This window comes from Pseudomonas sp. FG-3G, from assembly GCF_901007645.1.
Classification (GTDB): Bacteria; Pseudomonadota; Gammaproteobacteria; order Pseudomonadales; family Pseudomonadaceae; genus Aquipseudomonas; species Aquipseudomonas rhizophila.
The window spans coordinates 131,549-156,370 of record NZ_CAAKGZ010000024.1 but is presented as its reverse complement, the minus strand read 5'-3'; the positions used below and the strand labels follow the sequence as shown (position 1 = coordinate 156,370).

29 protein-coding genes are annotated in these 24,822 nt (G+C 59.2%); 21 read left to right on the top strand and 8 right to left on the bottom strand.

Annotated features, from left to right (window positions below; genetic code table 11):
- The first annotated feature begins 12 nt into the window (after nucleotides 1–12).
- A complete protein-coding gene (locus PSEUDOMOFG3G_RS17105) occupies nucleotides 13–1,215 on the top strand; it encodes an efflux RND transporter periplasmic adaptor subunit (protein WP_047229310.1) in 1,203 nt (400 codons plus the stop codon).
- A gap of 164 nt (nucleotides 1,216–1,379) precedes the next feature.
- Nucleotides 1,380–2,909 (top strand): DHA2 family efflux MFS transporter permease subunit, encoded by a 1,530-nt coding sequence (locus PSEUDOMOFG3G_RS17100; RefSeq protein ID WP_107322885.1) that lies wholly within the window; start codon nucleotides 1,380–1,382, stop codon nucleotides 2,907–2,909.
- Nucleotides 2,910–3,039: 130 nt separating this feature from the next.
- On the opposite strand, the gene lpxH is transcribed toward PSEUDOMOFG3G_RS17100, so the two are convergent.
- Nucleotides 3,040–3,789 carry a UDP-2,3-diacylglucosamine diphosphatase gene (gene lpxH / locus PSEUDOMOFG3G_RS17095; protein ID WP_139050686.1) on the bottom strand — a complete coding sequence of 250 codons (750 nt, stop codon included), beginning with the start codon at nucleotides 3,787–3,789 and terminating at the stop codon, nucleotides 3,040–3,042.
- The gene (locus PSEUDOMOFG3G_RS17090; RefSeq protein WP_047229369.1) at nucleotides 3,786–4,289 is read right to left on the bottom strand and encodes a peptidylprolyl isomerase; all 504 of its coding nucleotides are present in this window, start codon (nucleotides 4,287–4,289) and stop codon (nucleotides 3,786–3,788) included. The genes lpxH and PSEUDOMOFG3G_RS17090 overlap by 4 nt, the downstream gene beginning before the upstream one ends.
- Before the next feature lie 249 nt (nucleotides 4,290–4,538).
- On the opposite strand from PSEUDOMOFG3G_RS17090, the gene PSEUDOMOFG3G_RS17085 reads away from it, so the two are divergent.
- The 3 genes from PSEUDOMOFG3G_RS17085 (at nucleotide 4,539) to PSEUDOMOFG3G_RS17075 (ending at nucleotide 8,296) form a co-directional block, all read left to right on the top strand.
- Entirely contained in the window at nucleotides 4,539–6,236 is a 1,698-nt protein-coding gene (locus PSEUDOMOFG3G_RS17085) for a glutamine--tRNA ligase/YqeY domain fusion protein (RefSeq protein ID WP_139050685.1), read from the top strand.
- Nucleotides 6,237–6,257: 21 nt separating this feature from the next.
- Complete coding sequence (gene cysS, locus PSEUDOMOFG3G_RS17080; protein ID WP_139050684.1) at nucleotides 6,258–7,640, top strand: cysteine--tRNA ligase; 1,383 nt, start codon at nucleotides 6,258–6,260, stop codon at nucleotides 7,638–7,640.
- A 200-nt stretch (nucleotides 7,641–7,840) separates the two neighbouring features.
- Entirely contained in the window at nucleotides 7,841–8,296 is a 456-nt protein-coding gene (locus PSEUDOMOFG3G_RS17075; RefSeq protein ID WP_076385538.1) for a DUF2214 family protein, read from the top strand.
- 202 nt (nucleotides 8,297–8,498) lie between these two features.
- Here the strand turns inward: PSEUDOMOFG3G_RS17075 and csrA are convergent, their stop codons facing one another.
- Nucleotides 8,499–8,693 (bottom strand): carbon storage regulator CsrA, encoded by a 195-nt coding sequence (csrA, locus tag PSEUDOMOFG3G_RS17070; protein ID WP_003179932.1) that lies wholly within the window; start codon nucleotides 8,691–8,693, stop codon nucleotides 8,499–8,501.
- A 248-nt stretch (nucleotides 8,694–8,941) separates the two neighbouring features.
- Between csrA and PSEUDOMOFG3G_RS17065 the strand changes: the two genes are divergently transcribed.
- Entirely contained in the window at nucleotides 8,942–9,307 is a 366-nt protein-coding gene (locus PSEUDOMOFG3G_RS17065; protein WP_047229316.1) for an SPOR domain-containing protein, read from the top strand.
- 157 nt (nucleotides 9,308–9,464) lie between these two features.
- Here PSEUDOMOFG3G_RS17065 and PSEUDOMOFG3G_RS17060 read toward each other — a convergent pair whose 3' ends face one another.
- A complete protein-coding gene (locus tag PSEUDOMOFG3G_RS17060; protein ID WP_047229317.1) occupies nucleotides 9,465–10,154 on the bottom strand; it encodes an endonuclease in 690 nt (229 codons plus the stop codon).
- Nucleotides 10,155–10,159: 5 nt separating this feature from the next.
- The gene (locus PSEUDOMOFG3G_RS17055; RefSeq protein ID WP_076385536.1) at nucleotides 10,160–10,459 is read right to left on the bottom strand and encodes a DUF1654 domain-containing protein; all 300 of its coding nucleotides are present in this window, start codon (nucleotides 10,457–10,459) and stop codon (nucleotides 10,160–10,162) included.
- A 133-nt stretch (nucleotides 10,460–10,592) separates the two neighbouring features.
- Between PSEUDOMOFG3G_RS17055 and PSEUDOMOFG3G_RS17050 the strand changes: the two genes are divergently transcribed.
- The 8 genes from PSEUDOMOFG3G_RS17050 to PSEUDOMOFG3G_RS17015 all read left to right on the top strand — a co-directional run bounded on the left by PSEUDOMOFG3G_RS17050 (nucleotide 10,593) and on the right by PSEUDOMOFG3G_RS17015 (nucleotide 18,170).
- Nucleotides 10,593–11,039, top strand: a complete 447-nt coding sequence (locus tag PSEUDOMOFG3G_RS17050) for a hypothetical protein (RefSeq protein WP_047229319.1) — start codon at nucleotides 10,593–10,595, stop codon at nucleotides 11,037–11,039.
- A 168-nt stretch (nucleotides 11,040–11,207) separates the two neighbouring features.
- The gene (locus tag PSEUDOMOFG3G_RS17045; RefSeq protein WP_047229320.1) at nucleotides 11,208–12,164 is read left to right on the top strand and encodes a sugar ABC transporter substrate-binding protein; all 957 of its coding nucleotides are present in this window, start codon (nucleotides 11,208–11,210) and stop codon (nucleotides 12,162–12,164) included.
- Between the two features lie 58 nt (nucleotides 12,165–12,222).
- On the top strand, nucleotides 12,223–13,776 hold the full coding sequence (locus PSEUDOMOFG3G_RS17040) for a sugar ABC transporter ATP-binding protein (RefSeq protein WP_139050683.1): 1,554 nt from the start codon (nucleotides 12,223–12,225) through the stop codon (nucleotides 13,774–13,776).
- On the top strand, nucleotides 13,773–14,750 hold the full coding sequence (locus PSEUDOMOFG3G_RS17035) for an ABC transporter permease (protein ID WP_139050682.1): 978 nt from the start codon (nucleotides 13,773–13,775) through the stop codon (nucleotides 14,748–14,750). The genes PSEUDOMOFG3G_RS17040 and PSEUDOMOFG3G_RS17035 overlap by 4 nt, the downstream gene beginning before the upstream one ends.
- Before the next feature lie 3 nt (nucleotides 14,751–14,753).
- Complete coding sequence (locus PSEUDOMOFG3G_RS17030) at nucleotides 14,754–15,773, top strand: LacI family DNA-binding transcriptional regulator (RefSeq protein ID WP_139050681.1); 1,020 nt, start codon at nucleotides 14,754–14,756, stop codon at nucleotides 15,771–15,773.
- Nucleotides 15,774–15,796: 23 nt separating this feature from the next.
- Nucleotides 15,797–16,711: a ribokinase gene (gene rbsK / locus PSEUDOMOFG3G_RS17025; RefSeq protein ID WP_047229324.1), complete on the top strand. Its 915-nt coding sequence runs from the start codon at nucleotides 15,797–15,799 to the stop codon at nucleotides 16,709–16,711.
- A complete protein-coding gene (rbsD, locus tag PSEUDOMOFG3G_RS17020) occupies nucleotides 16,708–17,112 on the top strand; it encodes a D-ribose pyranase (RefSeq protein ID WP_092399306.1) in 405 nt (134 codons plus the stop codon). Before rbsK ends, rbsD begins: the two co-directional genes overlap by 4 nt.
- Nucleotides 17,113–17,141: 29 nt before the next feature.
- Nucleotides 17,142–18,170, top strand: coding sequence for a nucleoside hydrolase (locus tag PSEUDOMOFG3G_RS17015; RefSeq protein WP_047229326.1), 1,029 nt, complete (start codon nucleotides 17,142–17,144; stop codon nucleotides 18,168–18,170).
- A gap of 44 nt (nucleotides 18,171–18,214) precedes the next feature.
- Here PSEUDOMOFG3G_RS17015 and PSEUDOMOFG3G_RS17010 read toward each other — a convergent pair whose 3' ends face one another.
- A complete protein-coding gene (locus tag PSEUDOMOFG3G_RS17010) occupies nucleotides 18,215–18,412 on the bottom strand; it encodes a hypothetical protein (protein WP_047229327.1) in 198 nt (65 codons plus the stop codon).
- Nucleotides 18,413–18,543: 131 nt separating this feature from the next.
- On the opposite strand from PSEUDOMOFG3G_RS17010, the gene PSEUDOMOFG3G_RS17005 reads away from it, so the two are divergent.
- Both PSEUDOMOFG3G_RS17005 and PSEUDOMOFG3G_RS17000 read left to right on the top strand, forming a co-directional pair.
- The gene (locus PSEUDOMOFG3G_RS17005; RefSeq protein WP_139050680.1) at nucleotides 18,544–18,849 is read left to right on the top strand and encodes a hypothetical protein; all 306 of its coding nucleotides are present in this window, start codon (nucleotides 18,544–18,546) and stop codon (nucleotides 18,847–18,849) included.
- 163 nt (nucleotides 18,850–19,012) lie between these two features.
- Nucleotides 19,013–19,327 carry an I78 family peptidase inhibitor gene (locus PSEUDOMOFG3G_RS17000; protein ID WP_047229329.1) on the top strand — a complete coding sequence of 105 codons (315 nt, stop codon included), beginning with the start codon at nucleotides 19,013–19,015 and terminating at the stop codon, nucleotides 19,325–19,327.
- Between the two features lie 66 nt (nucleotides 19,328–19,393).
- Here the strand turns inward: PSEUDOMOFG3G_RS17000 and PSEUDOMOFG3G_RS16995 are convergent, their stop codons facing one another.
- Nucleotides 19,394–19,606, bottom strand: a complete 213-nt coding sequence (locus tag PSEUDOMOFG3G_RS16995; protein ID WP_047229330.1) for a cold-shock protein — start codon at nucleotides 19,604–19,606, stop codon at nucleotides 19,394–19,396.
- A gap of 289 nt (nucleotides 19,607–19,895) precedes the next feature.
- Nucleotides 19,896–20,198 carry a hypothetical protein gene (locus PSEUDOMOFG3G_RS16990; protein ID WP_139050679.1) on the bottom strand — a complete coding sequence of 101 codons (303 nt, stop codon included), beginning with the start codon at nucleotides 20,196–20,198 and terminating at the stop codon, nucleotides 19,896–19,898.
- 373 nt (nucleotides 20,199–20,571) lie between these two features.
- On the opposite strand from PSEUDOMOFG3G_RS16990, the gene thrS reads away from it, so the two are divergent.
- From thrS to pheS, 5 genes are all read left to right on the top strand, one after another.
- Entirely contained in the window at nucleotides 20,572–22,494 is a 1,923-nt protein-coding gene (thrS, locus tag PSEUDOMOFG3G_RS16985; RefSeq protein ID WP_003203626.1) for a threonine--tRNA ligase, read from the top strand.
- Nucleotides 22,494–23,045, top strand: a complete 552-nt coding sequence (infC, locus tag PSEUDOMOFG3G_RS16980; protein WP_169432615.1) for a translation initiation factor IF-3 — start codon at nucleotides 22,494–22,496, stop codon at nucleotides 23,043–23,045. Before thrS ends, infC begins: the two co-directional genes overlap by 1 nt.
- Before the next feature lie 60 nt (nucleotides 23,046–23,105).
- Nucleotides 23,106–23,300: a 50S ribosomal protein L35 gene (gene rpmI / locus PSEUDOMOFG3G_RS16975; protein WP_002553160.1), complete on the top strand. Its 195-nt coding sequence runs from the start codon at nucleotides 23,106–23,108 to the stop codon at nucleotides 23,298–23,300.
- Between the two features lie 30 nt (nucleotides 23,301–23,330).
- The gene (gene rplT, locus PSEUDOMOFG3G_RS16970) at nucleotides 23,331–23,687 is read left to right on the top strand and encodes a 50S ribosomal protein L20 (protein ID WP_002553161.1); all 357 of its coding nucleotides are present in this window, start codon (nucleotides 23,331–23,333) and stop codon (nucleotides 23,685–23,687) included.
- A gap of 109 nt (nucleotides 23,688–23,796) precedes the next feature.
- The gene (gene pheS, locus PSEUDOMOFG3G_RS16965; RefSeq protein ID WP_047229332.1) at nucleotides 23,797–24,813 is read left to right on the top strand and encodes a phenylalanine--tRNA ligase subunit alpha; all 1,017 of its coding nucleotides are present in this window, start codon (nucleotides 23,797–23,799) and stop codon (nucleotides 24,811–24,813) included.
- Nucleotides 24,814–24,822: the final 9 nt, after the last annotated feature.

Genomic DNA, 24,822 nt, shown 5'->3' with positions numbered 1-24,822 from the left:
GAGGTACTTGTCATGGCTACTGCCGAAACTACCCAACCCTCTGAAACTGCCCAGGACAGCAGCAACCCGCGCAAGCGCAAGCTGATGCTGCTGGGACTGGCACTGATTGTCGTCCTGGGTGGCCTGGGCGTCTGGGCTTGGCACGAACTGTATGGCCGCTGGAGTGAGAGCACCGACGATGCCTATGTGAACGGCAACGTGGTGGAAATCACACCTCAGGTCACCGGCACCGTGGTGAGTATCGGTGCCGACGACGGTGATCTGGTGCGTGAAGGCCAGGTGCTGGTGCAGTTCGACCCGAACGACGCCGAGGTCGGGCTGCAAAGTGCCCAGGCCAACCTGGCCCGTACCGTGCGCCAGGTGCGTGGCTTGTACAGCAACGTCGATGGCATGCGCGCCCAGGTCAAAGCCCAGGAGGCCGAAGTACAGAAGGCCCAGGAGAACTACAACCGACGCAAGAACCTGGCGGCCGGCGGGGCGATTTCCCGGGAGGAACTGTCCCACGCCCGTGACGATTTGACCTCGGCGCAGAATGCGTTGGCCAACGCCAGACAGCAACTCAAGACCTCCAGTGCCTTGGTGGATGACACCGTGGTGGCTTCCCATCCAGACGTGCAATCGGCCGCCGCGCAATTGCGTCAGGCCTACCTGACCAACGCCCGCAGCACCTTGATCGCGCCGGTCACCGGATACGTCGCCAAGCGCACGGTGCAGTTGGGCCAGCGGGTGCAGCCGGGCACGGCGCTGATGGCGGTGATTCCGCTGGATCAGTTATGGATTGACGCCAACTTCAAGGAAACCCAGCTGCGGGACATGCGCATCGGCCAGCCGGTGGACATCGAAACCGACCTCTATGGCAGCGACGTGAAGTACAGCGGCACCGTCGACAGCCTCGGTGCCGGCACCGGCAGCGCGTTTGCCTTGTTGCCAGCGCAGAACGCCACCGGCAACTGGATCAAGATCGTGCAGCGGGTGCCGGTGCGTATTCATATCAACGCCCAGGAACTGGCCAAGCATCCGCTGCGGGTCGGCCTGTCGACCCAGGTCGACGTCAACCTGCGCGACCAGAGTGGTCCGGTGCTGGCCCAGCAACCACCGAAACAAGCCTCTTTCAGCACCCAGGTCTATGACCGGCAACTGGTCGACGCCGACGCGATGATCAGCCGGTTGATCCACGAAAACAGTGCCGCGGCGAGCAAGACCGCGCAGCGCTAGTCAGTTATGGGCATGAACCTGTGGGAGCGAGCTTGCTCGCGATGGCATTGGCCCAGCCAGCATCGGTGGTGACTGATACACCGCTATCGCGAGCAAGCTCGCTCCCACAGGGTTTGTGTCTGGCCCTAAGGGATTTCGCCATCTCTGCTTCATAGGATTTCGCAATGAGCAATAACGCGTCCTTCACGCCGCCCAGCCTGTTGCTCAGCACCATCGGGCTGTCGTTGGCGACGTTCATGCAAGTGCTCGACACCACCATTGCCAACGTCGCTTTGCCGACCATTTCCGGCAACCTGGGTGTCAGTTCGGAGCAGGGCACTTGGGTCATCACCTCGTTCGCGGTGAGCAACGCCATCGCGCTGCCGCTGACCGGCTGGCTCAGCCGTCGGTTTGGTGAGGTGAAGCTGTTCTTGTGGGCAACCCTGCTGTTCGTGCTCGCCTCGTTTCTGTGCGGTATCTCGACTTCGATGCCGGAGCTGATTGGCTTTCGTGTCCTTCAGGGGCTGGTGGCCGGGCCTTTGTACCCCATGACCCAGACCTTGCTGATTGCCGTGTATCCGCCGGCCAGGCGCGGCATGGCCCTGGCGTTGCTGGCGATGGTCACGGTGGTGGCGCCGATTGCCGGGCCGATCCTCGGCGGCTGGATCACCGACAGCTACAGCTGGCCGTGGATCTTCTTCATCAACGTGCCCATCGGGATCTTCGCCGTGATGGTGGTGCGCCAGCAACTGAAGGCGCGGCCGGTGGTCACCAGCCACCAGCCAATGGATTACGTGGGCTTGATCACGTTGATCATCGGTGTCGGTGCGCTGCAGGTGATCCTCGACAAAGGCAACGACCTGGATTGGTTCGAGTCGAACTTCATCATTATCGGTGCGCTGATTTCGGTCATTGCCCTGGCGGTGTTTGTGATCTGGGAAATGACCGACCGCCATCCGGTGGTCAATCTGCGGCTGTTCGCCTACCGCAACTTTCGCATCGGCACCATTGTGCTGGTGGGGGGCTACGCCGGGTTCTTCGGCATCAACCTGATCCTGCCGCAGTGGTTGCAGACCCAGATGGGCTACACCGCCACCTGGGCCGGGCTGGCGGTGGCACCCATTGGCATCCTGCCGGTATTGATGTCGCCCTTCGTTGGCAAATACGCCCACAAGTTCGACCTGCGCCTGCTGGCCGGGCTGGCGTTTCTGGCCATCGGCCTGAGCTGCTTCATGCGCGCCGGGTTCACCAACGAAGTGGATTTCCAGCACATCGCTTTGGTGCAGTTGTTCATGGGGATCGGCGTGGCGCTGTTCTTCATGCCGACCTTGAGCATCCTGATGTCGGACCTGCCGCCACAACAGATCGCGGATGGTGCGGGACTGGCGACGTTCCTGCGCACCCTGGGCGGCAGCTTCGCCGCGTCCCTGACCACCTGGATCTGGATACGCCGGGCCGACCAGCACCATGCCTACCTGAGTGAAAGCATCAGCACCTATGAGCCGGCCACCCGCGAAGCGCTTAACCATCTCGGTGGCGCGAGCACACCGGCTTATGCCCAGCTCGACCAGATCCTCAACAGCCAGGCGTACATGCTCTCCACCGTGGATTACTTCACGCTGCTGGGTTGGGCGTTCATGGGCTTGATTGTGCTGGTGTGGCTGGCGAAGCCGCCGTTTGCGGCGAAGGCGGGGCCTGCGTCGGCGGGGCATTGATTCAGAGGTGAAATGCAATCCATTGTGGGAGCGAGCTTGCTCGCGATAGCGGCATGACAGTCAACGTTGATGTCGACTGACACATCGCTATCGCGAGCAAGCTCGCTCCCACAGGGATCTCATGGGTTCTTTAATGGCTTGGCAACGCCAACTGCGCATTGCCAAAACCAAACGGCGCCAAGGCAAATCCCTGTTCATCCACCTGCAACGCCCAGCCTTGCTTGTCCCAATCCCCCAGCACAATGCGCCGGGCGGCGTGTTCGCCCAGTTGCAGCTTATGGATAGCGGGGCGGTGGGTGTGGCCGTGGATCAGGGTCTTCACGCCGTATTCCTGCATGATCCGCGGGATCTCTTCGGGCGTGACGTCGACGATGTCATTGGCTTTCATTCGCGTCTGCGTGCGGCTTTCGCTGCGCAGTTTGCGCGCCAGTTTCTGGCGACTGGCCAATGGCAGGTGACGCAGGATGAACAGCGTGACCGGGTTGCGCAGCCAGCGCCGCAACTTCATGTAGCCTTCGTCGCGGGTGCAGAGGCTGTCGCCGTGCATCAGCAGCACCGGCTCGCCGTTGAACTGCACGACACTGGGGTCCTTGAGCAGGGTGCAGCCGGCCGCTTTGCAGAAGGCTTGCCCGAGCATGAAGTCACGATTGCCGTGCATCAGGAAAATGGCCGTGCCGCTGTCGCTCAATTCGCGCAGGGCCTGGCAGATGGAACGCTGGAACGGCGTCATGGCATCGTCGCCGATCCAGGCTTCAAAAAAGTCGCCCAGGATGTACAACGCTTGCGCCGAGCGGGCGCGTGTGGCGATCAAATCCAGAAACGCCCGGGTAATGTCCGGGCGCTCCTCTTCCAGATGCAAATCTGAAATCAGCAGTATCACTCAATGATCTCGGCTTTCTCGATGATCACGTCTTCTGCTGGCACGTCCTGGTGGCCGGCCTTGGAAGTGGTGGAAACGCCTTTGATCTTGTCGACCACGTCGGTGCCTTCAACCACTTTGCCGAACACCGCGTAACCCCAGCCCTGGGTGGTCTTGCTGCTGTGGTTCAGGAAGCTGTTGTCGGCCACGTTGATGAAGAACTGCGCGGAAGCCGAATGCGGTTCCATGGTGCGGGCCATGGCGACGCTGTACTTCTCGTTCGCCAGACCATTGTCGGCTTCGTTCTGGATGCTTGGGCGCTTGTCTTTCTTTTCTTTCATGCCTGGCTCGAAACCGCCGCCCTGGATCATGAAGTTACCGATGACACGGTGGAAAACGGTGTTTTCGTAGTGGCCGGCCTTGACGTATTCAACGAAGTTGGCAACGGTGATCGGTGCCTTCTCGGCGTTCAGTTCCAGGACGATGTCGCCGTGGTTGGTGGTCAGTTTGACTTGAGTCATGATCGCTACTCTTTCAAGGAATTCGTGGGTTTCGGGGCTTTGCTGCCCGCAACCGGTCTGGCTGTAATCGGCCAGGCTGGGCAGTTTAGCGCGCCGAGCGGGTTTTTCGAGGCTGTTTTTCATCGGGTCGTCGATTAAATTCAATCGTTTACCGACCTGGCCTGTCAGGTGCTTGACAGCATCGGCTATGATACGGGCTTTGATTTATCAGGCCGCACCCGGCCGCGCACTTGTACGTTCAAGGATCCTATGAGCAAGCCCACTGTCGACCCTACCTCGAATTCCAAGACCGGCCCGGCCGTGCCGGTCAATTTCCTGCGCCCGATCATCCAGGCGGACCTGGATTCGGGTAAGCACACGCAGATCGTCACCCGTTTTCCGCCGGAGCCCAATGGCTACCTGCACATCGGTCACGCCAAGTCGATTTGCGTGAACTTCGGTCTGGCCCAGGAGTTTGGCGGCGTCACGCACTTGCGTTTCGACGACACCAACCCGGCCAAGGAAGACCAGGAGTACATCGACGCGATCGAAAGCGACGTTAAATGGCTGGGCTTTGAATGGGCCGGTGAGGTGCGCTATGCCTCGCAGTATTTCGACCAGTTGCACGACTGGGCGGTGGAGCTGATCAAGGCTGGCAAGGCCTACGTGTGCGACCTGACCCCCGAGCAGGCCAAGGAATACCGTGGCAGCCTGACCGAGCCGGGCAAGAACAGCCCGTTCCGTGATCGCAGCGTCGAGGAGAACCTGGACCTGTTCGCCCGCATGCGCGGCGGCGAGTTCCCGGACGGCGCACGGGTGCTGCGTGCCAAGATCGACATGGCCTCGCCGAACATGAACCTGCGCGACCCGATCATGTACCGCATCCGTCACGCCCATCACCACCAGACCGGCGACAAATGGTGCATCTACCCCAACTATGACTTCACCCACGGTCAGTCGGACGCCATCGAAGGCATCACCCACTCGATCTGCACCCTGGAATTCGAAAGCCATCGTCCTTTGTACGAGTGGTTCCTGGAGCACCTGCCGGTGCCGGCTCAGCCGCGCCAGTACGAATTCAGCCGCCTGAACCTGAACTACACCATCACCAGCAAGCGCAAGCTCAAGCAACTGGTGGACGAAAAGCACGTCAACGGCTGGGATGACCCGCGCATGTCGACGCTGTCGGGCTTCCGTCGTCGTGGCTACACGCCAAAATCGATCCGCAACTTCTGCGAGATGGTCGGCACCAACCGTTCCGACGGCGTGGTGGACTTCGGCATGCTGGAATTCAGTATCCGCGACGACCTGGACCACAGCGCCCCACGCGCCATGTGCGTGCTGCGTCCGTTGAAAGTGGTGATCACCAACTACCCGCAAGACAAAGTCGAGAACCTCGAACTGCCTTGCCACCCGAAAGAAGACATGGGCGTGCGCGTCCTGCCGTTCGCCCGGGAAATCTACATCGACCGTGAAGACTTCATGGAAGAGCCGCCAAAAGGCTATAAGCGCCTGGAGCCTGCCGGTGAAGTGCGCCTGCGCGGCAGCTACGTGATCCGCGCCGACGAAGCGATCAAGGACACCGACGGCAACATCGTCGAACTGCATTGCTCGTACGATCCCGAGACCCTGGGCAAAAACCCGGAGGGTCGCAAGGTCAAGGGCGTGATCCACTGGGTGCCGGCCGCTGCCAGCGTCGAGTGCGAAGTGCGCTTGTACGATCGCCTGTTCCGTTCGCCGAACCCTGAAAAGGCCGAGGATAGCGCCAGCTTCCTGGACAACATCAACCCTGACTCCCTGCAAGTACTCACTGGTTGTCGTGCCGAGCCTTCGTTGGGCAACGCACAGCCGGAAGACCGTTTCCAGTTCGAGCGCGAAGGTTACTTCTGCGCGGATATCAAGGACTCGAAACCCGGTGCTCCGGTGTTCAACCGTACCGTGACCTTGCGCGATTCCTGGGGTCAGTGATCAAGTCTTAAGGGAAACCCTGTGCTTACGATCTACAACACGCTCACCAAGAGCAAAGAAGTCTTCAAGCCGCTGGACGGTAACAAGGTCCGCATGTACGTCTGCGGGATGACCGTGTACGACTACTGCCACATCGGCCATGGTCGCAGCATGGTCGCTTTCGACCTGGTGACCCGCTGGTTGCGTTTCAGTGGTTATGACCTGACCTACGTGCGCAACATTACCGACATCGAAGACAAGATCATCAACCGTGCCCGGGAAAACGGCGAGCCTTACGATGCGCTGACCGAGCGCATGATCAAGGCCATGCACGAGGACGAGGCGCGCCTCAATATCCTCAAGCCGGACCTGGAGCCCCGTGCCACGGACCACATCCCAGGCATGCTGGCGATGATCCAGACCTTGATCGACAAGGGTTATGCCTACGCACCGGGCAATGGCGACGTGTATTACCGCGTCGCCAAGTTCATGGGCTACGGCAAGCTGTCGCGCAAGAAAATCGAAGACCTGCGCATCGGCGCGCGCATCGAAGTCGACGAGTCGAAACAGGACCCGCTGGACTTCGTGCTGTGGAAAGCCGCCAAGCCGGGTGAGCCGAGCTGGGAGTCGCCGTGGGGCGCCGGGCGTCCGGGCTGGCACATCGAATGCTCGGTGATGTCGACCTGCTGCCTGGGCGAGACCTTCGACATTCATGGCGGCGGCAGCGACCTGGAATTCCCGCACCACGAAAACGAAATCGCTCAGAGTGAAGCGGCCACCGGCAAGACCTACGCCAATGCCTGGATGCATTGCGGCATGATCCGGATCAACGGCGAGAAGATGTCCAAGTCCTTGAACAACTTCTTCACCATCCGCGACGTGCTCGACAAGTACCACCCGGAAGTCGTGCGTTACCTGCTGGTGTCCAGTCACTATCGCAGCGCCATCAACTATTCGGAAGACAACCTCAAGGACGCCAAGGGCGCCCTGGAGCGGTTCTACCATGCGTTGAAGGGCCTGCCGAAGGTCCCGGCCGCCGGTGGCGAAGCCTTCGTCGCGCGCTTCACTGAAGTGATGAACGACGACTTCGGCACGCCGGAAGCCTGCGCGGTGCTGTTCGAGATGGTGCGCGAGATCAATCGTCTGCGGGAGAGTGATCTCAACGCGGCGGCGGGCCTGGCGGCGCGTCTGAAAGAACTGGCCTGCGTCCTGGGTGTGTTGCAGCTCGAGGCGGATGATTTCCTTCAGGCCGGTGCCGAAGGTCGCGTGGACGCCGCCGAGGTCGAAGCGTTGATCCAGGCGCGCCTGACTGCGCGGGCCAACAAGGACTGGGCAGAATCCGACCGCATCCGCGACCAGCTCACCACCATGGGCGTGGTGCTGGAAGACGGCAAGGGCGGGACGACCTGGCGTTTGGCTGACTAAAATCTTTTAGCGTTCGCAATACCCCTGTGGGAGCGAGCCTGCTCGCGATGACGGAGTGTCAGACAACATTGTTGTCGGCTGATACACCGCCATCGCGAGCATGCTCGCTCCCACAGTTTTTTGTATGCCTATCCTGGCAATCATCCTGTTATGAGCTAGTACTGTCAGGTCGATTCGACATCCTCTGACAGGAATCTTCCATGTTGGCTCATTGGTCTCTTGCGGCAATTCATCTTCTGGCTTTCGCCCTGGGGTTCTGGGCGGTACTTACCCGTGGCACGGCGTTGCGACGTCTGGCGGGCGGTACGGACGCGGTTCGAAATGTCTTGATGGCGGACAACCTATGGGGGCTATCGGCGGTGGTCCTGCTGGTGACCGGCGGGATGCGTGCTTTTGGTGGGTTTGAAAAAGGCACGGACTATTACCTGCACCAACCGCTGTTTCACCTGAAGATGACGTTGTTCGTGCTGATCCTGTTGCTTGAAATCGCGCCGATGATCGCGCTGATCAAATGGCGGATGGCACTGGGCAAAGGGCGTGCGATCGATCCTTCGAAAGCCGGCCGGTTTGCGCGGATCAGTCACATTGAAGCTTTGTTGCTGGTGCTGATGGTGGTCGCTGCCACAGGAATGGCCCGCGGCGTGGGGCTGGGTTGAGCCGTCACGAATACCTGCTTCATCGCCATTAAAACGAAACGTCTGACAGCCATGCTATGAGCCATGTCATTAGTATCGGTTTGACGGGATGAACGAAAAAATCAAAGGCGAGATGAAGCGGGGATGATGAGGGACAGTCGGCATGAATCTTTAGCCAGCCTTGCGACGATGCAGAAGGGCTGGCTACGGACTGCTACAGGGCTCAGGGCGTTTGCGGCTTGTCAGGGGCGGTAAGGCCCGCCTGAATGCGCTGATAAATCTCTTCGCGATGCACCGCAACGTTTTTCGGAGCGTTGATGCCGATACGGACTTGTTGGCCGCTAACGCCCAGAATGGTGATCGTGATGTCGTCACCAATGTTTATGCTTTCACCGACTTTGCGGGTGAGTATCAGCATGGTGTTCTCCTTGATTGCTTTATAGGGCACCTGATTCAGGCAGTGCAGATGTCGGTACTGCTTATAGATTAGTGCCAAGTGTCACAATGTGGGTGCCTCTTTCTGACGCGCAGACGCAGCATTAATTCCCAGGGTGCGACTATACAGAGACGCCGTGCAGGTTTCTCGTGTTTTGAGCGCTGTTTACGGCGTTATTGACGGGCTGGAGTGTTAAAATCCCCACTCCATGTCTTCCGGGGTAAAACGTTGTGCGCAAATTGGCTTGGGTAATCGCGGTATTGGCGCTGGCAGGATGCGGTGAAGGGCGTGACGTCGACACACCGAAGCCAAAGGTGGCGGCAACCACTGCACCGAGCGCCGCCGCTGCGCCGCAATGGGGCGTCGAGGTCCGGGGCGAAATCCCGCAAGCGGTCAGCGACCTGACCGCCTGGCTCATCGAGCACAGTTTTGTATCGAGTGTGGTGAAAGACAATGGCAAGGACCGGGTTCTGGTCGGGCCTTTCAATTCAAAGGCTGAAGCCGAGGCGAAGCAGGAGCAATTGAACGCCGCCCTGGTTCGAGCGAAAAAGCGCAACATCGAGTCGCTGGTGGTGGATTACCCAAGCGCTCAATAAACCCCGCAGAATAGAACAGTCAGATAAGCCACAACACCTGTGGGAGCGAGCCTGCTCGCGATAGCAGTGGCTCAGCCAACGTTGACGTTGACGGCGCTGCCGCTATCGTGAGCAAACAAGCTCCCACAGTTGATTGGCGCTGTTCACCCATGCGAGATCAACCGCAGGCCTTCAAATTCACCGGGCCCACGAACTCGTTGCCACGCCCCATCACGCACGCCACGCTCTGGTTGCGCTGGCGCTCCCAGCTCTGTACCGGGTAGGTCTTGTCCCAGGCTTCATACAGGCGCCGGTCCTGTTTCGAAAGGCGCAGGCCGTATTGTTTGCTCATGTAGAAATACGTCCGGGCGATCATTCCGCGGATGGAAGGGCGGGGCATGACTTTCTTGGCCTTGAAATCCACCTGGGTCAGGCATGAGCCGTACTGGCCCGTCTGCGCCGGCAGCCAGCCAAAGCTGAAGTTGCTGCGGTCGCCGTTCACTTCCCCGATGCTGGGCACCAGGTTATGAAGATCGGCCTCGGCCCGTTGATAGACCGGGTCGTGGCGGGTGCAATTCTTCCGCCCGCCTTGTTGCCAGCATTGACGCTGATGACCGATCTGCCACGCCGGGACGATATGCTCCCACTCGATACGCGCGGCGCGATTGGCGTTTTTGCGCGGCACATAACCGCAGGCTGCCAGGTTCACGCGATTGCCTGAGTATTTGCAGCCACAGTAGAACTCGGTGGATTGGGGGGCATAGAGTTTCCAGGCGACTTTCTTGGCCTCGCTGAACGTACGGGGCGCATCGGCTTGCGCGCCCATGGCGACAATCGCAAGCAATAAAGCAAAACAACGAACACTCATCAGGCTCAATCTTCCTTCGGCACAACCCAGAACACCTGCACACCGCCATCGTCGCGATAGGCGAGGGTCACATTGTCGTTCTCGTCGATTTCTTCCAGCAGGCGTTCCCACTCATCCACCGGCTCCTCGGGAAGCCGGAAGATCAGGGCCGCCTTGGCTTTTTGTGCGGTGGGGGAGTTGATGATTTTCGAGACCCGCAGGCCGAGGCGAGTATAGGAATCTAAGGGGGTAGTTGCAGCGGACGGCGTTGCCACAGGATTATCCTTATTGAGCTGTACGTGCGTACAGTATTTAACCGTAGGCATTTACGCAACTGCTTAAAATTCAAGAAAATCCTCTGACAACGCTTTTTCCGTTTTGGTGTAGGAAAAATTAAGCTAAAGAAGCCGCTCAAGCAGTCGATGGCCTTCGTAGGAATCTTATCCATGGAGTTTTGTTATGTCGTTTTCCGTCGGCTTTCCAAATGCAGCTGCCGTCACCATCGGCGGCCAGTCCGCGGCCACGCTCAAGGCCTTGAGCCAAGCGAGCGCTGAGGCAGCCGATGAGACCCTTGGTCAAACGCAGGCGCCAGGCCAGGTTCGTACGAGCATGAGCCCTGCGTCCGAAGGCAAGACCGAAAAGAGCGGGAGCACCCAGAGCATTGCCGTGCAGGTGTTGCTCAAACGCATGCAAGAGCTGCAACAGCAGCTCAGAGAACAGCAACAGCAGTTGTCTGCTGCGCAGAAGCAGGTCTATCCGACACCCGAAGCCAAAACCACTGCGGTCATGGCGATACAAGGCCAGATTGCCGACACCAGCGGTGCATTGCTGGAAGTCACTGGCCATCTGATCACAGAGCTGGCCAAGGGCTCCGGTTCGGGTGCGCTGGTCAACACGACCGTCTGATCCCCAGCCTTGCGGTGAAATCCGCACGTTGACAAAACCCGGAAGCTTTACCATAGTTCCCTTCACGCAAACGTTTGCGCAGCCTTCGTTGATGCTTGGCGACGGCCTGTGGAACGACTTCCCGTGCAACGATTTTGCTCAAAATAATCATAAAATCGGAGTGAACCCATGAAGTTGCCATTCGCTGGACGCCTTCTCGCCGTCGCCATGCTCGCGGCCGCATCCGCTGCGCTGCCTTTCTCTTCGGCATTTGCCCAGACCCCGGAAAAACCCAAGGTTGCCCTGGTCATGAAATCCCTGGCCAACGAGTTCTTCCTGACCATGGAAGATGGCGCCAAGGCCTATCAGAAGGAACACTCCGCCGATTTCGACCTGATCTCCAATGGGATCAAGGATGAAACCGACACCGCCAACCAGATCCGCATTGTCGAGCAGATGATCGTGTCCAAGGTCGATGCCCTCATCATCGCACCAGCCGACTCCAAGGCCATGGTGCCGGTGATCAAGAAAGCCGTCGACGCCGGCATCACCGTGATCAACATCGATAACCAGCTCGATCCGGACGTGGTCAAAAGCAAAAACATCACTGTGCCGTTCGTAGGCCCGGACAACCGCAAGGGCGCGCGCCTGGTGGGTGAGTACCTGGCCAAGCAGCTCAAGGCTGGTGATGAGGTCGGTATCATTGAAGGCGTGTCCACCACCACCAATGCCCAGGCACGCACCGCCGGCTTCAAGGATGCAATGGAGGCGGCGCAGATCAAGGTCGTTTCCCTGCAATCGGGCGACTGGGAAATCAACAAGGGCAATCAGGTTGCCGCCTCGATGCTCAGCGAATACCCGAACATCAAGGCACTGCTGGCCGGTAACGACAGCATGGCGGTCGGCGCGGTATCGGCCATCCGCGCTGCGGGCAAGGCGGGCAAGGTAAAAGTGGTCGGTTATGACAACATCAACGCCATCAAGCCCATGCTCAAGGACGGTCGCGTCCTGGCGACTGCCGACCAGTTCGCCGCCAAACAGGCTGTTTTCGGCATCGAGACGGCCCTGAAGATCCTCAAGGGCGAAGCCGTCGACAGCGGCACTAACGGCGTTATCGAAACTCCGGTCGAGCTGGTGACCCAGTAGTTATCCTGGCGACACAACGACGCTCGCCCTTGCTGGCGAGCGTATTGGAGAGTTTTTTATGTCCGTTCGCGACCCGAACGCTGTCCTTTCGGTCAGCGGCATCGGCAAGACCTATGCCCAACCGGTACTGAGCGACATCGACCTGACGTTGATGCGCGGCGAAGTGCTGGCGCTGACCGGCGAAAATGGCGCCGGCAAGAGCACCCTGTCCAAGATCATCGGCGGACTGGTGACGCCGACCACCGGGCAGATGCAATTCCAGGGACAGGATTATCGTCCTGGCAGTCGTACCCAGGCTGAAGAGCTGGGCGTGCGCATGGTGATGCAGGAGCTCAACCTGCTGCCGACACTTTCCGTGGCCGAAAACCTGTTCCTCCACAACCTGCCCAGTCGTGGCGGCTGGATCAGTCGCAAGCAACTGCGCAAAGCGGCGGTCGAGGCCATGGCCCAGGTGGGGCTCGATGCAATCGACCCTGACACACTGGTCAGTGAGTTGGGCATCGGTCACCAACAGATGGTCGAAATCGCCCGCAACCTGATCGGCGATTGCCATGTGCTGATTCTCGACGAGCCGACTGCGATGCTGACCGCTCGTGAGGTGGAGATGCTCTTCGAGCAGATCACTCGTCTGCAGGCGCGGGGCGTGTCGATCATTTATATTTCCCATCGCCTCGAAGAACTGGCTCGGGTGGCTCAGCGCATTGCGGTACTGCGCGACGGCAACCTGGTCTGCGTCGAGCCGATGGCCAACTACAACAGCGAGCAGTTGGTGACGCTGATGGTCGGGCGGGAGCTGGGCGAGCACATCGACCTGGGCCCGCGCCAGATCGGCGCGCCGGCGTTGACCGTCAACGGCTTGAGCCGTTCGGACAAGGTCCGCGATGTGTCCTTCGAGGTGCGCAGCGGCGAGATATTCGGTATTTCCGGGTTGATCGGGGCAGGGCGCACCGAGCTGCTGCGGTTGATCTTCGGCGCCGATGCGGCCGACAGCGGCACGGTGGCGCTGGGTTCGCCGGCCAATGTCGTCAGCATTCGCTCGCCGTCCGATGCGGTGGCCCACGGCATCGCGCTGATCACCGAGGACCGCAAGGGCGAAGGCCTGCTACTGACTCAATCCATCGCCGCCAACATTGCCTTGGGCAACATGCCGGAAATCTCCAGCGGCGGTTTCGTCAATGGCAGCGAAGAGTTCGCGTTGGCGCAGCGACAGATCGACGCCATGCGAATCCGCAGCTCCAGTCCGACACAGTTGGTGTCCGAACTGTCGGGCGGCAATCAACAGAAGGTGGTGATCGGCCGCTGGCTGGAGCGCGATTGCTCGGTATTGCTGTTCGACGAGCCGACCCGAGGCATCGACGTCGGCGCCAAATTCGACATCTATGCGCTGCTCGGTGAGCTGACGCGCCAGGGCAAGGCGTTGGTTGTGGTGTCCAGCGACCTGCGGGAATTGATGCTGATCTGTGACCGGATCGGTGTGCTGTCCGCCGGCCGCCTGATTGACACCTTCGAGCGCGACAGCTGGACCCAGGATGACTTGCTTGCCGCCGCATTCGCCGGCTATCAGAAACGTGATGCGTTGCTCAACGAAGCAGCGCCTAGGGACTTCTCATGAAAACCGTATCGGCCGTCGGCAAACCGAGTGGCAACTTCTATGGCCTGGGCACCTACCTGGGACTGGCCGGGGCCTTGTTGGCGATGATCGCGTTGTTCTCGGTCCTGAGCAGCCATTTTCTTTCGTATGACACCTTCAGCACCCTGGCCAACCAGATCCCAGACCTCATGGTGCTGGCGGTCGGCATGACCTTCATCCTGATCATCGGCGGTATCGATCTATCGGTCGGGTCGGTGCTGGCCCTGGCCGCATCGACGGTGAGCGTGGCGGTGCTGGGCTGGGGCTGGAGCGTCTGGCCGGCGGCGTTGTTGGGCATGGCCGTGGCGGCCCTGGCCGGCACCGTTACCGGTTCGATTACCGTGGCGTGGCGGATCCCATCGTTCATCGTTTCCCTCGGCGTGCTGGAAATGGCCCGAGGCCTGGCGTATCAGATGACCGGCTCGCGGACGGCCTACATCGGGGATTCCTTCGCCTGGCTGTCCAATCCGATCGCCTTCGGTATTTCACCGTCATTCATCATTGCCTTGCTGGTGATCTTCATCGCCCAGGCTGTGCTGACCCGCACCGTGTTTGGCCGTTATCTGATCGGTATCGGCACCAATGAAGAAGCCGTGCGATTGGCGGGTATCAATCCAAAACCTTACAAGATCCTGGTGTTCAGCCTGATGGGGTTGTTGGCCGGTCTGGCCGCGCTGTTCCAGATTTCCCGTCTGGAAGCGGCCGACCCGAACGCCGGTTCGGGGCTCGAGCTGCAGGTCATCGCTGCTGTGGTCATCGGCGGCACGAGCCTGATGGGCGGGCGCGGTTCGGTCATCAGCACCTTCTTTGGCGTGCTGATCATCTCCGTGCTGGCCGCGGGCCTGGCGCAGATTGGCGCCACCGAACCGACCAAGCGCATCATTACCGGCGCGGTGATTGTGGTTGCGGTGGTGCTCGACACTTACCGCAGCCAGCGCGCCAATCGGCGGGCCTGAACCATGGCAACGATCAAGGATGTGGCGGCGCTCGCGGGAATTTCCTACACGACCGTCTCCCACGTAGTAAACAAGACGCGACCGGTCAGCGAAGAGGTGCGGCGCAAGGTCGAGGCCGCCATCGAGCAGCTCGACTACGTGCCCAGCGCGGTGGCCCGCTCGCTCAAGGCCAAGACCACTGCAACCATCGGCTTGCTGGTGCCCAACAGCCTCAACCCCTACTTTGCCGAACTGGCCCGGGGGATCGAGGATTACTGTGAGCGCAACGGCTACTGCGTGATCCTGTGCAACTCCGACGACAACCCGGATAAGCAGCGCAGTTATCTGCGGGTGCTGCTGGAAAAACGCATCGACGGTCTGATCGTCGCTTCCGCCGGCGGCGACGCCGGTCTCGCCCAAGGGCTGACCAGCGTGCGTACGCCCATGGTCATCGTCGACCGTGGGCTCGACGGTGTCGACGCGGACCTGGTGCGCATCGACCATGAGCACGGCGCCTACCTGGCCACCCGACACCTGCTGGAGCTTGGCCACCGTGATATCGCCTTTATCGGTGGCCCGGCGGACACCAGCGTGGCGCAGATGCGTCTGGCCGGTTACTGCCGCGCCCTGAAAGAAGCCGGGATCGAGCTGCCCGTCGAGCGCATGCTCGAAAGCGATTTCACCAGCACCGGTGGTTATCAGGCGGCGGCCAGGCTGCTCGAACAACGGCCGCCCAGTGCGATTTTTGCGGCCAACGACATGATCGGAATCGGTGTGCTGCGCGCCGCCGCCGAGCGCAACGTGCGCGTGCCCAGTGAACTGTCGGTCATTGGTTTCGATGACATTCAGATGAGCCGTTATGTCTATCCGGCGCTGACCACGGTGGGGCAGTCGATCCTGCAGCTCGGTGAGATGGCCGCTGAAGTGCTGTTGCGGCGGATCGCAACGCCGGGGCTGGCCACCGATCAGCGCATCGTGACGCCCAGCATTGTCTTGCGAGAGTCGACTGCACCGCTGTCAGGTACATTCGCCCAATACCGCTGAACCGAATTGATGAGTGAAGACGTATGCCAGCAAAAGTAGTGGTAGTAGGCAGCCTGAACATGGACCTGGTGACCCGTGCACCCCGTCTGCCCAGGGGCGGTGAAACGCTGATTGGTGAATCGTTCTGCACCATCCCGGGAGGCAAGGGCGCCAATCAGGCTGTGGCCGCGGCGCGCCTGGGGGCGAAGGTGTCCATGGTCGGTTGCGTGGGCAGTGATGCCTATGGCCAGCAATTGCGCGGGGCGCTGCTGGCCGAGGGCATCGATTGCCAGTCGGTCAGTGTCGTGGCCGGCTCCAGCGGCGTAGCGCTGATCGTTGTCGACGACAACAGCCAGAATGCGATCGTTATCGTGGCCGGGGCCAACGGCGTGCTTACCCCTGATGTCCTGGACCGGTTCGATGAGGTGCTGCGTAGCGCCGACGTCATTATCTGCCAGCTTGAGGTGCCGGACGCGACCGTCGGGCATGCACTCAAGCGCGGTCGGGAACTGGGCAAAACCGTCATCCTGAACCCGGCGCCGGCCTCCCGGCCCTTGCCGGCCGACTGGTACGCCTGTATCGACTATCTGATTCCCAATGAGAGCGAAGCCGCCGTGCTGAGCGGGCTGGCGGTGGACTCTCTGGAAACCGCCGAAGCGGCCGCGACGCAATTGCTTGCCGCCGGTGCCGGCAAGGTGATCGTGACCCTGGGCGCCCAGGGTCTGATGTTCGCCAACGGCGCGAGTTTCCAGCACTTCCCGGCGCCGTTGGTCAAGGCGGTGGACACCACGGCGGCCGGAGACACCTTTGTCGGCGGCTTCGCGGCAGCCTTGGCTGACGGCAAAAGCGAGGTCGAGGCGATTCGTTTTGGTCAGGTCGCCGCCGCGTTGTCGGTCACCCGTGCGGGGGCGCAGCCCTCCATTCCCACCTTGCTGGAAGTACAGGCTTTCAAATCATGAAAAAGACGCCGTTGTTGAATATCGCGCTGTCGCGACTGATCGCTTCCCTTGGCCATGGCGACAAGGTGGTCATCGGTGATGCGGGTTTGCCGGTGCCTCCACAGGTCGAGTTGATCGACCTGGCCCTGACCCACGGCATCCCGGATTTTGTCAGCACCCTGAAAGTGCTGCTCAGCGAAATGCAGGTGGAAAGCCACGTACTCGCTGAAGAGATTTTCGATAAACAACCTGCGGCCCTGGCGACATTGGAGGCACTGCATGCCGATGGCGCGCTGGGGGCGCGGGAGCTGGTCAGCCATGAACAATTCAAGGCGGTCAGCAGGCAAGCTCGGGCGATTATTCGCACGGGAGAATGCTCCCCATATTGCAACATCGTGTTGATTGCCGGAGTAACGTTCTAACCTTCTCAACCCTGCACAAGGAATGCGCCATGCACCGCTATGCTCAGAAAATGCGTCAACTGTTCCGGAGTCTGCTGCTTTTGTCACTGATCACTGCTACGAGCGCCCAGGCGGCGGAAAAAATCGACCTGATCATCGACACTGATCCGGGGGCCGACGATGTGGTTGCCCTGTTGTTTGCCCTGGCTTCCCCCGAAGAGCTGAATATCCGCGCGTTGACCACCGTCGCTGGCAACGTGCGTCTGGACAAGACATCGCGCAACGCTCGCCTGGCCCGGGAATGGGCGGGGCGCGAAGACGTGCCGGTGTATGCCGGCGCGCCGAAGCCGATGATGCGCACGCCCATCTACGCGGAAAACATCCATGGCAAGGAAGGCCTGTCGGGTGTCGAGGTGTATGAGCCGAAGAAGGGTCTGGCCAAGGGCAACGCCGTCAACTACCTGATCGACACCCTCAAGGCTGCCAAGCCCCATAGCATCACCATTGCCATGCTTGGCCCGCAGACCAACCTGGCCCTGGCATTGATACAGGAGCCCGAAATTGTCCAGGGCATCAAGGAAGTGGTGATCATGGGCGGTGCGCACTTCAATGGCGGCAACATCACCCCGGTGGCCGAGTTCAACCTGTACGCTGACCCACAGGCCGCAGAAGTGGTGCTCAAGAGCGGTGTGAAGCTCACTTACCTGCCGCTGGATGTGACCCACAAGATCCTCACCAGCGAAGCACGCCTGAAGCAGATCGCTGCCGTGAACAACAAGGCCAGCAAGATCGTCGGCGACATTCTCAACGAATACGTCAAAGGTGATATGGAGCACTACGGCATGACGGGTGGGCCGGTGCACGATGCCACGGTGGTTGCCTACCTGCTCAAGCCAGAGTTGTTTACCGGGCGTTCGGTCAACGTCGTGGTGGACAGCCGTGAAGGGCCGACCTTTGGCCAGACCATCGTTGACTGGTACGACGGCCTGAAGGCACCCAAAAATGCCTACTGGGTGCAGGATGGCGACGCTCAGGGCTTTTTTGACCTGCTGACCGAGCGCTTGGCGCGTCTGAAGTAATCGGTCTTGCCGAACACTCGCAGGTCAAGGCCTGCGGGTGTGTTTCAATCCACTGCTTCAATGCTGCTGGGGTATCGTTCGAACGCTTGCTGGATAAAGTTCAGGGCCGCCTTCGTTCCCAGCTCCTTGACCAACAGTTCTATACCGATGATTGCCAGTTCTTCGGGGCTGCCAGGGCTGTAGGAGCTGTGGCCCTCCGACCATTTGGCATTGATGGTGGCTTCGATGCTGACGGTGCTCATGGTCGGGCTCGCGAGTTGGGAGGTCTGTAGGGTGAGTTAACCATTTTTGCCTGGGGTTTTGCACTGCGACTTAGGCATCAGGGAAGGGCTGTGCGACACTTGCTTTTTGACTTTCTGAAGAGGCCCCCGCCGTGCAGATCGATTTGAACGCTCCTGACGGGTTGACCCTCGACGCGGTTCGTCAGTTGCTGGCTTCGGCCAGTGATGACGAGCACACCCAACTGCGCGTGACCAAGGCGGGTATCGCCTATTTGTCTTCGGGCGTGGTGGGCGGTGTGGACATCGACGGGCTATCGTTTCGGCTGGAAACGTGGGCAAAAGGTTCAGGCTACGTCGGGCTGGTCGCCGCCAGTGACGAGGTCTGGGTCATGCAGATCTACAATGCGTTGAAGGACAACTGGCCCAATCCGCCCTTTGACTACATCGACGTTTACTGAACACCATTCATATTCAGTCACGATTCACCCCTGAAGCGGGATATCGGCTCAGGCAAACTGCCTGTTTTCCTGATGAGGGCACCATGATAGCCCTTGGGTTGAAACCAAGCTTCGTTTGGGCTGTCGCACGCTCTCTGTTTAATCATCAACAAAAGGAGGCTTCATGCCTTGGAAGCTCGCGTCATTGGGTACTTTGCTGGCCGTCGCGCTCTTGAGCGGTTGCAGCAGCACCTCTGAATCGACCCCTGATCCGGTAGCAACAGAAACAGGCTACAGCCGCTGCGAAGCAACAGCTGCCGAGTTCGCCATCGGCAAGAAGGCCTCGCCGCAACTGCTGGAACAAGCCCGCACCCGCGCCGGTGCGCAATATGCGCGGATCCTCAAGCCCAACGATATGGTGACGCTTGAGTACCGCTCGGATCGCCTGAATCTCAACACTGACGCCAATCTGATCATCAATCGGGTGAACTGCGGCTGATTGATTTTTCAATCGCCCATAAAAAACCCCGTCACATGGACGGGGTTTTTTGTGCTCGCCGAGTAATTACTCTGGGCGAACCTGTGCAGCTTGCATACCCTTTTGGCCTTTCTCAGCCACGAAGGAAACGGTCTGGCCTTCTTTCAGGCTTTTGAAACCGTCGCTTTCGATAGCTTTGAAGTGTACGAACAGGTCGTCACCGCCACCTGTAGGAGTGATGAAGCCGAAGCCTTTTTCATCGTTGAACCATTTAACGGTGCCGGTTTGGCGATTAGACATGGTGTATCTCCAAGAAACATATATTTTCAGTGTACTGTGCTGCTCAGGCCAACTGGGCACACCGGGGTATCATAGTCGAAATGTTCGATTTGGGAGCCCCCCGCACGCGCTGTTTGCCAATCAGTCGTGTTTTCTTTACTGCCTGATCCGGCTGAAAGGCCCGGTTTTAAAGGCTTTCAGCCGAACGTAAAGACGATAAAAAAAGCTGTAAAACCTGAATAAATCGGTCAAAAAGGCCCGAAATCAGCGTTTTTTATCGATGCACGGCTCCGTGCAAAGACCTGTTTTCTTACTTTTTGGCCTTGTTATTGGCCTTGCATTTTGCAATCTGCCCCAGTGCTTTTTGCTGCAGCTGAGGGGTCGCCTTATTGTCCATCAAGGCTTGAATGTCGGCTGCCGGGTAGGACTTGATCGCATCGGCGCCACAGGCGCAATGGGATTTGGCCGCTGCCGCGCCGATCTGTGGCGTGGCTGCCTCGGTGCACTGGGCCATGTATTTTTCACGTTCCCCCTTGGGCCATTCGGCGTGGGCGGTCAGCGGGAGCAGCAGGGCGAGGGGGGCGACTACTGCAAATAATGTGTTCAGACGCATGCGAAGATGCTCCTTTCGGGTCGATGTCTTGTTATCTGAGGCGTAGCGGGCGGTACAGTTCAGCACTCTGGCATAAAAACCGAGGATTTACGTCCGCTTCAATCCGGGCGCGGCGATGACCGTTCATCTGTGCTAGCATGCCGGGCTCGGGTATTTTCAGGCTCCGGAGGACAACAGGTCCCGGCTGCGGCAAATGTTCGATTAACCCTGATTTGAATCCCAGTCACTCTGGTTCGGTTTTCCCGGTTGGCCGTAAGGCTCCTGCCGCTGTAAGGCAGGCGTTCGTCATTGAATGGCCTGGACTGGATCTTGTACTGGCTCATCCCAACCCACGTGACCTTTGGTAGGGGTCACCACTAGGAGAGGAGGCGCCATGCCAACTATTACTCTTCCCGACGGCAGTCAACGTTCATTCGATCACCCGGTTTCCGTAGCCGAGGTCGCAGCATCCATCGGCGCAGGCCTGGCCAAGGCCACCCTGGCCGGCAAGGTCAACGGCAAACTGGTCGATGCCAGTGATGTCATCGACAGCGACGCCACGCTGCAAATCATCACGCCAAAGGATGAAGAGGGGCTGGAGATCATTCGCCACTCTTGCGCGCATCTGGTGGGCCATGCGGTCAAGCAACTGTACCCGAGCGCGAAGATGGTCATCGGGCCTGTCATCGACGAAGGCTTCTATTACGACATCGCCTTTGAGCGTCCTTTCACGCCGGAAGACATGGCGGCCATCGAACAGCGCATGCAGCAGCTGATCGAGAAAGATTACGACGTCATCAAGAAAGTGACCCCGCGTGCCGAAGTCATCGAAGTGTTCAAGGCGCGTGGCGAGGATTACAAGCTGCGTCTGGTGGAAGACATGCCGGACGAGCAGGCCATGGGCCTGTACTACCACGAAGAATACGTCGACATGTGCCGTGGCCCGCATGTGCCGAACACCCGCTTCCTGAAGTCTTTCAAGCTGACCAAGCTGTCCGGCGCCTATTGGCGTGGCGATGCGAAGAACGAGCAGTTGCAGCGCGTCTACGGCACTGCCTGGGCCGACAAGAAGCAACTGGCGGCTTACATCCAGCGTATCGAGGAAGCCGAGAAGCGTGACCATCGCAAGATCGGCAAGCGCCTGGGCCTGTTCCACACCCAGGAAGAATCCCCGGGCATGGTGTTCTGGCATCCGAACGGTTGGACCCTGTACCAGGTGCTCGAGCAGTACATGCGCCAGGTCCAGCGTGAAAACGGCTACCTGGAGATCAAGACGCCGCAAGTGGTTGACCGTAGCCTGTGGGAGAAATCCGGGCACTGGGCCAACTACGCCGACAACATGTTCACTACCCAGTCGGAAAACCGCGACTACGCCATCAAGCCGATGAACTGCCCTTGCCACGTGCAGGTGTTCAACCAGGGCCTGAAAAGCTACCGCGAGCTGCCGATGCGCCTGGCTGAGTTCGGTGCCTGCCACCGTAACGAGCCATCGGGTGCGCTGCACGGCATCATGCGCGTGCGTGCCTTCACCCAGGACGATGCGCATATCTTCTGCACCGAAGAGCAGATGCAGGCCGAATCCGCTGCCTTCATCAAGCTGACCATGGACGTCTACCGGGATTTCGGCTTTACCGAAGTCGAGATGAAGCTGTCCACTCGTCCGGAAAAACGCGTTGGTTCCGATGAGTTGTGGGATCGCGCCGAAGCAGCGCTGGCCGCCGCACTCGATAGCGCGGGCCTTGCGTACGATCTGCAACCGGGCGAAGGGGCTTTCTACGGGCCGAAGATCGAGTTCTCGCTCAAAGATTGCCTTGGTCGCGTGTGGCAGTGTGGTACCCTGCAGCTCGATTTTAACCTGCCGATCCGTCTGGGCGCCGAATACGTGTCCGAAGACAACAGCCGCAAGCACCCGGTCATGCTTCACCGCGCGATCCTCGGTTCGTTCGAGCGTTTCGTCGGGATTCTGATCGAACACTACGAGGGCGCGTTCCCCGCGTGGTTGGCGCCGACCCAGGCAGTGATCATGAATATCACTGATAAACAGGCAGATTTTGCCGCCGAGGTCGAAAAAACTCTCAACCAAAGCGGATTTCGTGCCAAGTCCGACTTGAGAAATGAAAAGATCGGCTTTAAAATCCGCGAGCATACTTTGCTCAAGGTTCCCTTTCTCTTGGTTATTGGAGATCGGGAGGTCGAGATGCAGACTGTCGCTGTGCGTACTCGTGAAGGTGCTGACCTGGGCTCGATGCCCGTCGCCGAATTCGCTGAGTTCCTCGCGCAAGCGGTTTCCCGGCGTGGTCGCCCAGATTTGGAGTAATTATTATTAAGCGTGAAATGAGACAAGATAAACGAGCTGCACCGAAAGCCCCGATCAACGAGAATATCTCGGCACGCGAGGTTCGGTTAATTGGCGCTGACGGCGAGCAGATTGGCATCGTCTCGATTGATGAAGCGCTTCGTATTGCTGAAGAAGCCAAGCTTGATCTGGTAGAAATTTCCGCAGACGCAGTCCCGCCGGTTTGCCGGGTGATGGACTACGGCAAGTCGATCTTCGAAAAGAAGAAGCAGATTGCCGCGGCGAAGAAAAACCAGAAGCAGATTCAGGTAAAAGAAATCAAGTTTCGTCCAGGGACGGAGGAAGGGGATTACCAGGTAAAACTGCGCAACCTGGTACGTTTCCTGAGTGACGGGGACAGGGCCAAGGTATCCTTGCGATTCCGCGGCCGTGAGATGGCCCACCAGGAGCTGGGGATGGAACTCCTCAAGCGGGTTGAACAAGACCTGCTCGAGTACGGTTCGGTCGAACAGCATCCTAAGATGGAAGGACGCCAGCTGATCATGGTCATCGCCCCGAAAAAGAAGAAGTAATCAACAGGGCACGGCAGGCCTTGCGATTATGTTTATCAACTGAATGCGGAGTATCCGAACATGCCAAAGATGAAAACTAAAAGTGGTGCTGCTAAGCGGTTTCTGAAAACTGCTAACGGTATCAAGCACAAGCACGCTTTCAAGAGCCACATCCTGACCAAAATGTCGACCAAGCGTAAGCGTCAACTGCGCGGTAGCAGCTTGCTGCATCCGTCTGACGTGGCAAAAGTCGAGCGCATGCTGCGCCTTCGTTAATTTTTGGATCAAGAATAGAGGAAGTAACTCATGGCTCGTGTAAAGCGTGGCGTCATTGCCCGTAAGCGTCACAAAAAAATTCTGAAACTTGCTAAAGGCTACTACGGCGCGCGTTCCCGCGTATTCCGTGTTGCCAAGCAAGCGGTAATCAAGGCAGGCCAATACGCCTACCGTGACCGTCGTCAGAAAAAACGTCAGTTCCGCGCTCTGTGGATCGCTCGTATCAACGCTGGTGCTCGTGTTAACGGTCTGTCCTACAGCCGTTTCATTGCCGGCCTGAAAAAAGCGTCCATCGAGATCGACCGTAAGGTTCTGGCTGATCTGGCAGTGAACGAAAAAGCGGCGTTTGCTGCGATTGTCGAGAAAGCTAAAGCCACCTTGGCTTAAGTACCCCCGACAGTCACCCGGCCTCACCTCTGTGGGGCCAGGTGTTAAACGTCATAAATAGGGGAAGAGCCTTCAAGCTCTTCCCCTATTTTGTATCTGGAGTCTGTACATGGAAAACCTGGACGCGCTGGTCTCTCAAGCACTAGAGGCTGTGCAAAGCGCTGAAGATATCAATGCCCTGGAGCAAATCCGGGTTCACTACCTTGGCAAGAAGGGCGAGTTGACTCAGGTGATGAAGACCCTGGGGAACCTGCCGGCCGAAGAGCGTCCGCAGGTCGGTGCGCTGATCAACGTTGCCAAGGAGCGTGTTACAGAAGTCCTTAATGCGCGCAAGGCCTTGTTCGAGGAAGCGGATCTGGCTGCCAAGCTCGCCGCCGAATCCATCGACGTGACCCTGCCTGGCCGCGGCCAGACTTCCGGTGGTCTGCATCCGGTTACCCGGACCCTGGAACGTATCGAGCAGTTCTTCACCCACATCGGCTACGGCATTGCCGAAGGCCCTGAGGTCGAAGACGACTATCACAATTTCGAGGCGCTCAACATCCCAGGCCATCACCCGGCCCGGTCGATGCATGACACCTTCTATTTCAACGCGAACATGCTGTTGCGCACCCATACCTCGCCGGTACAGGTCCGCACCATGGAATCGCAGCAGCCGCCGATCCGCATCGTCTGCCCAGGCCGTGTGTACCGTAGCGACTCCGATATCACCCACTCGCCGATGTTCCATCAGGTCGAAGGCCTGCTGGTGGATCGCGACATCAATTTCGCCGACCTGAAAGGGACTATCGAAGAGTTCCTGCGGGTGTTCTTCGAGAAAGAACTGGCGGTGCGTTTCCGTCCTTCGTACTTCCCGTTCACCGAGCCATCCGCTGAAGTCGATATGGAATGCGTGATGTGCAGCGGTAAAGGCTGCCGCGTCTGCAAGCAGACCGGCTGGCTGGAGGTCATGGGCTGCGGCATGGTTCACCCGAACGTGCTGCGTATGTCCGGGATCGACCCGGAAGAGTTCTCGGGTTTTGCTTTCGGCATGGGCGTCGAGCGTCTGGCCATGCTGCGTTACGGTGTAAATGACTTGCGCCTGTTCTTCGACAACGACTTGCGGTTCCTTGCGCAATTTCGCTAAGCCGCAGAC

What these genes read in the sequence shown, in the direction of transcription:
- PSEUDOMOFG3G_RS17105 (WP_047229310.1), top strand. Translation starts at nt 13, where the DNA reads ATGGCTACTGCCGAAACTACCCAACCCTCTGAAACTGCCCAGGACAGC.
- PSEUDOMOFG3G_RS17100 (WP_107322885.1), top strand. Translation starts at nt 1,380, where the DNA reads ATGAGCAATAACGCGTCCTTCACGCCGCCCAGCCTGTTGCTCAGCACC.
- PSEUDOMOFG3G_RS17090 (WP_047229369.1), bottom strand. Translation starts at nt 4,289, where the DNA reads ATGACTCAAGTCAAACTGACCACCAACCACGGCGACATCGTCCTGGAA.
- PSEUDOMOFG3G_RS17085 (WP_139050685.1), top strand. Translation starts at nt 4,539, where the DNA reads ATGAGCAAGCCCACTGTCGACCCTACCTCGAATTCCAAGACCGGCCCG.
- PSEUDOMOFG3G_RS17075 (WP_076385538.1), top strand. Translation starts at nt 7,841, where the DNA reads ATGTTGGCTCATTGGTCTCTTGCGGCAATTCATCTTCTGGCTTTCGCC.
- csrA (WP_003179932.1), bottom strand. Translation starts at nt 8,693, where the DNA reads ATGCTGATACTCACCCGCAAAGTCGGTGAAAGCATAAACATTGGTGAC.
- PSEUDOMOFG3G_RS17060 (WP_047229317.1), bottom strand. Translation starts at nt 10,154, where the DNA reads ATGAGTGTTCGTTGTTTTGCTTTATTGCTTGCGATTGTCGCCATGGGC.
- PSEUDOMOFG3G_RS17055 (WP_076385536.1), bottom strand. Translation starts at nt 10,459, where the DNA reads ATGCCTACGGTTAAATACTGTACGCACGTACAGCTCAATAAGGATAAT.
- PSEUDOMOFG3G_RS17050 (WP_047229319.1), top strand. Translation starts at nt 10,593, where the DNA reads ATGTCGTTTTCCGTCGGCTTTCCAAATGCAGCTGCCGTCACCATCGGC.
- PSEUDOMOFG3G_RS17045 (WP_047229320.1), top strand. Translation starts at nt 11,208, where the DNA reads ATGAAGTTGCCATTCGCTGGACGCCTTCTCGCCGTCGCCATGCTCGCG.
- PSEUDOMOFG3G_RS17040 (WP_139050683.1), top strand. Translation starts at nt 12,223, where the DNA reads ATGTCCGTTCGCGACCCGAACGCTGTCCTTTCGGTCAGCGGCATCGGC.
- PSEUDOMOFG3G_RS17035 (WP_139050682.1), top strand. Translation starts at nt 13,773, where the DNA reads ATGAAAACCGTATCGGCCGTCGGCAAACCGAGTGGCAACTTCTATGGC.
- PSEUDOMOFG3G_RS17030 (WP_139050681.1), top strand. Translation starts at nt 14,754, where the DNA reads ATGGCAACGATCAAGGATGTGGCGGCGCTCGCGGGAATTTCCTACACG.
- rbsK (WP_047229324.1), top strand. Translation starts at nt 15,797, where the DNA reads ATGCCAGCAAAAGTAGTGGTAGTAGGCAGCCTGAACATGGACCTGGTG.
- rbsD (WP_092399306.1), top strand. Translation starts at nt 16,708, where the DNA reads ATGAAAAAGACGCCGTTGTTGAATATCGCGCTGTCGCGACTGATCGCT.
- PSEUDOMOFG3G_RS17015 (WP_047229326.1), top strand. Translation starts at nt 17,142, where the DNA reads ATGCACCGCTATGCTCAGAAAATGCGTCAACTGTTCCGGAGTCTGCTG.
- PSEUDOMOFG3G_RS17010 (WP_047229327.1), bottom strand. Translation starts at nt 18,412, where the DNA reads ATGAGCACCGTCAGCATCGAAGCCACCATCAATGCCAAATGGTCGGAG.
- PSEUDOMOFG3G_RS17000 (WP_047229329.1), top strand. Translation starts at nt 19,013, where the DNA reads ATGCCTTGGAAGCTCGCGTCATTGGGTACTTTGCTGGCCGTCGCGCTC.
- PSEUDOMOFG3G_RS16995 (WP_047229330.1), bottom strand. Translation starts at nt 19,606, where the DNA reads ATGTCTAATCGCCAAACCGGCACCGTTAAATGGTTCAACGATGAAAAA.
- PSEUDOMOFG3G_RS16990 (WP_139050679.1), bottom strand. Translation starts at nt 20,198, where the DNA reads ATGCGTCTGAACACATTATTTGCAGTAGTCGCCCCCCTCGCCCTGCTG.
- thrS (WP_003203626.1), top strand. Translation starts at nt 20,572, where the DNA reads ATGCCAACTATTACTCTTCCCGACGGCAGTCAACGTTCATTCGATCAC.
- rpmI (WP_002553160.1), top strand. Translation starts at nt 23,106, where the DNA reads ATGCCAAAGATGAAAACTAAAAGTGGTGCTGCTAAGCGGTTTCTGAAA.
- rplT (WP_002553161.1), top strand. Translation starts at nt 23,331, where the DNA reads ATGGCTCGTGTAAAGCGTGGCGTCATTGCCCGTAAGCGTCACAAAAAA.
- pheS (WP_047229332.1), top strand. Translation starts at nt 23,797, where the DNA reads ATGGAAAACCTGGACGCGCTGGTCTCTCAAGCACTAGAGGCTGTGCAA.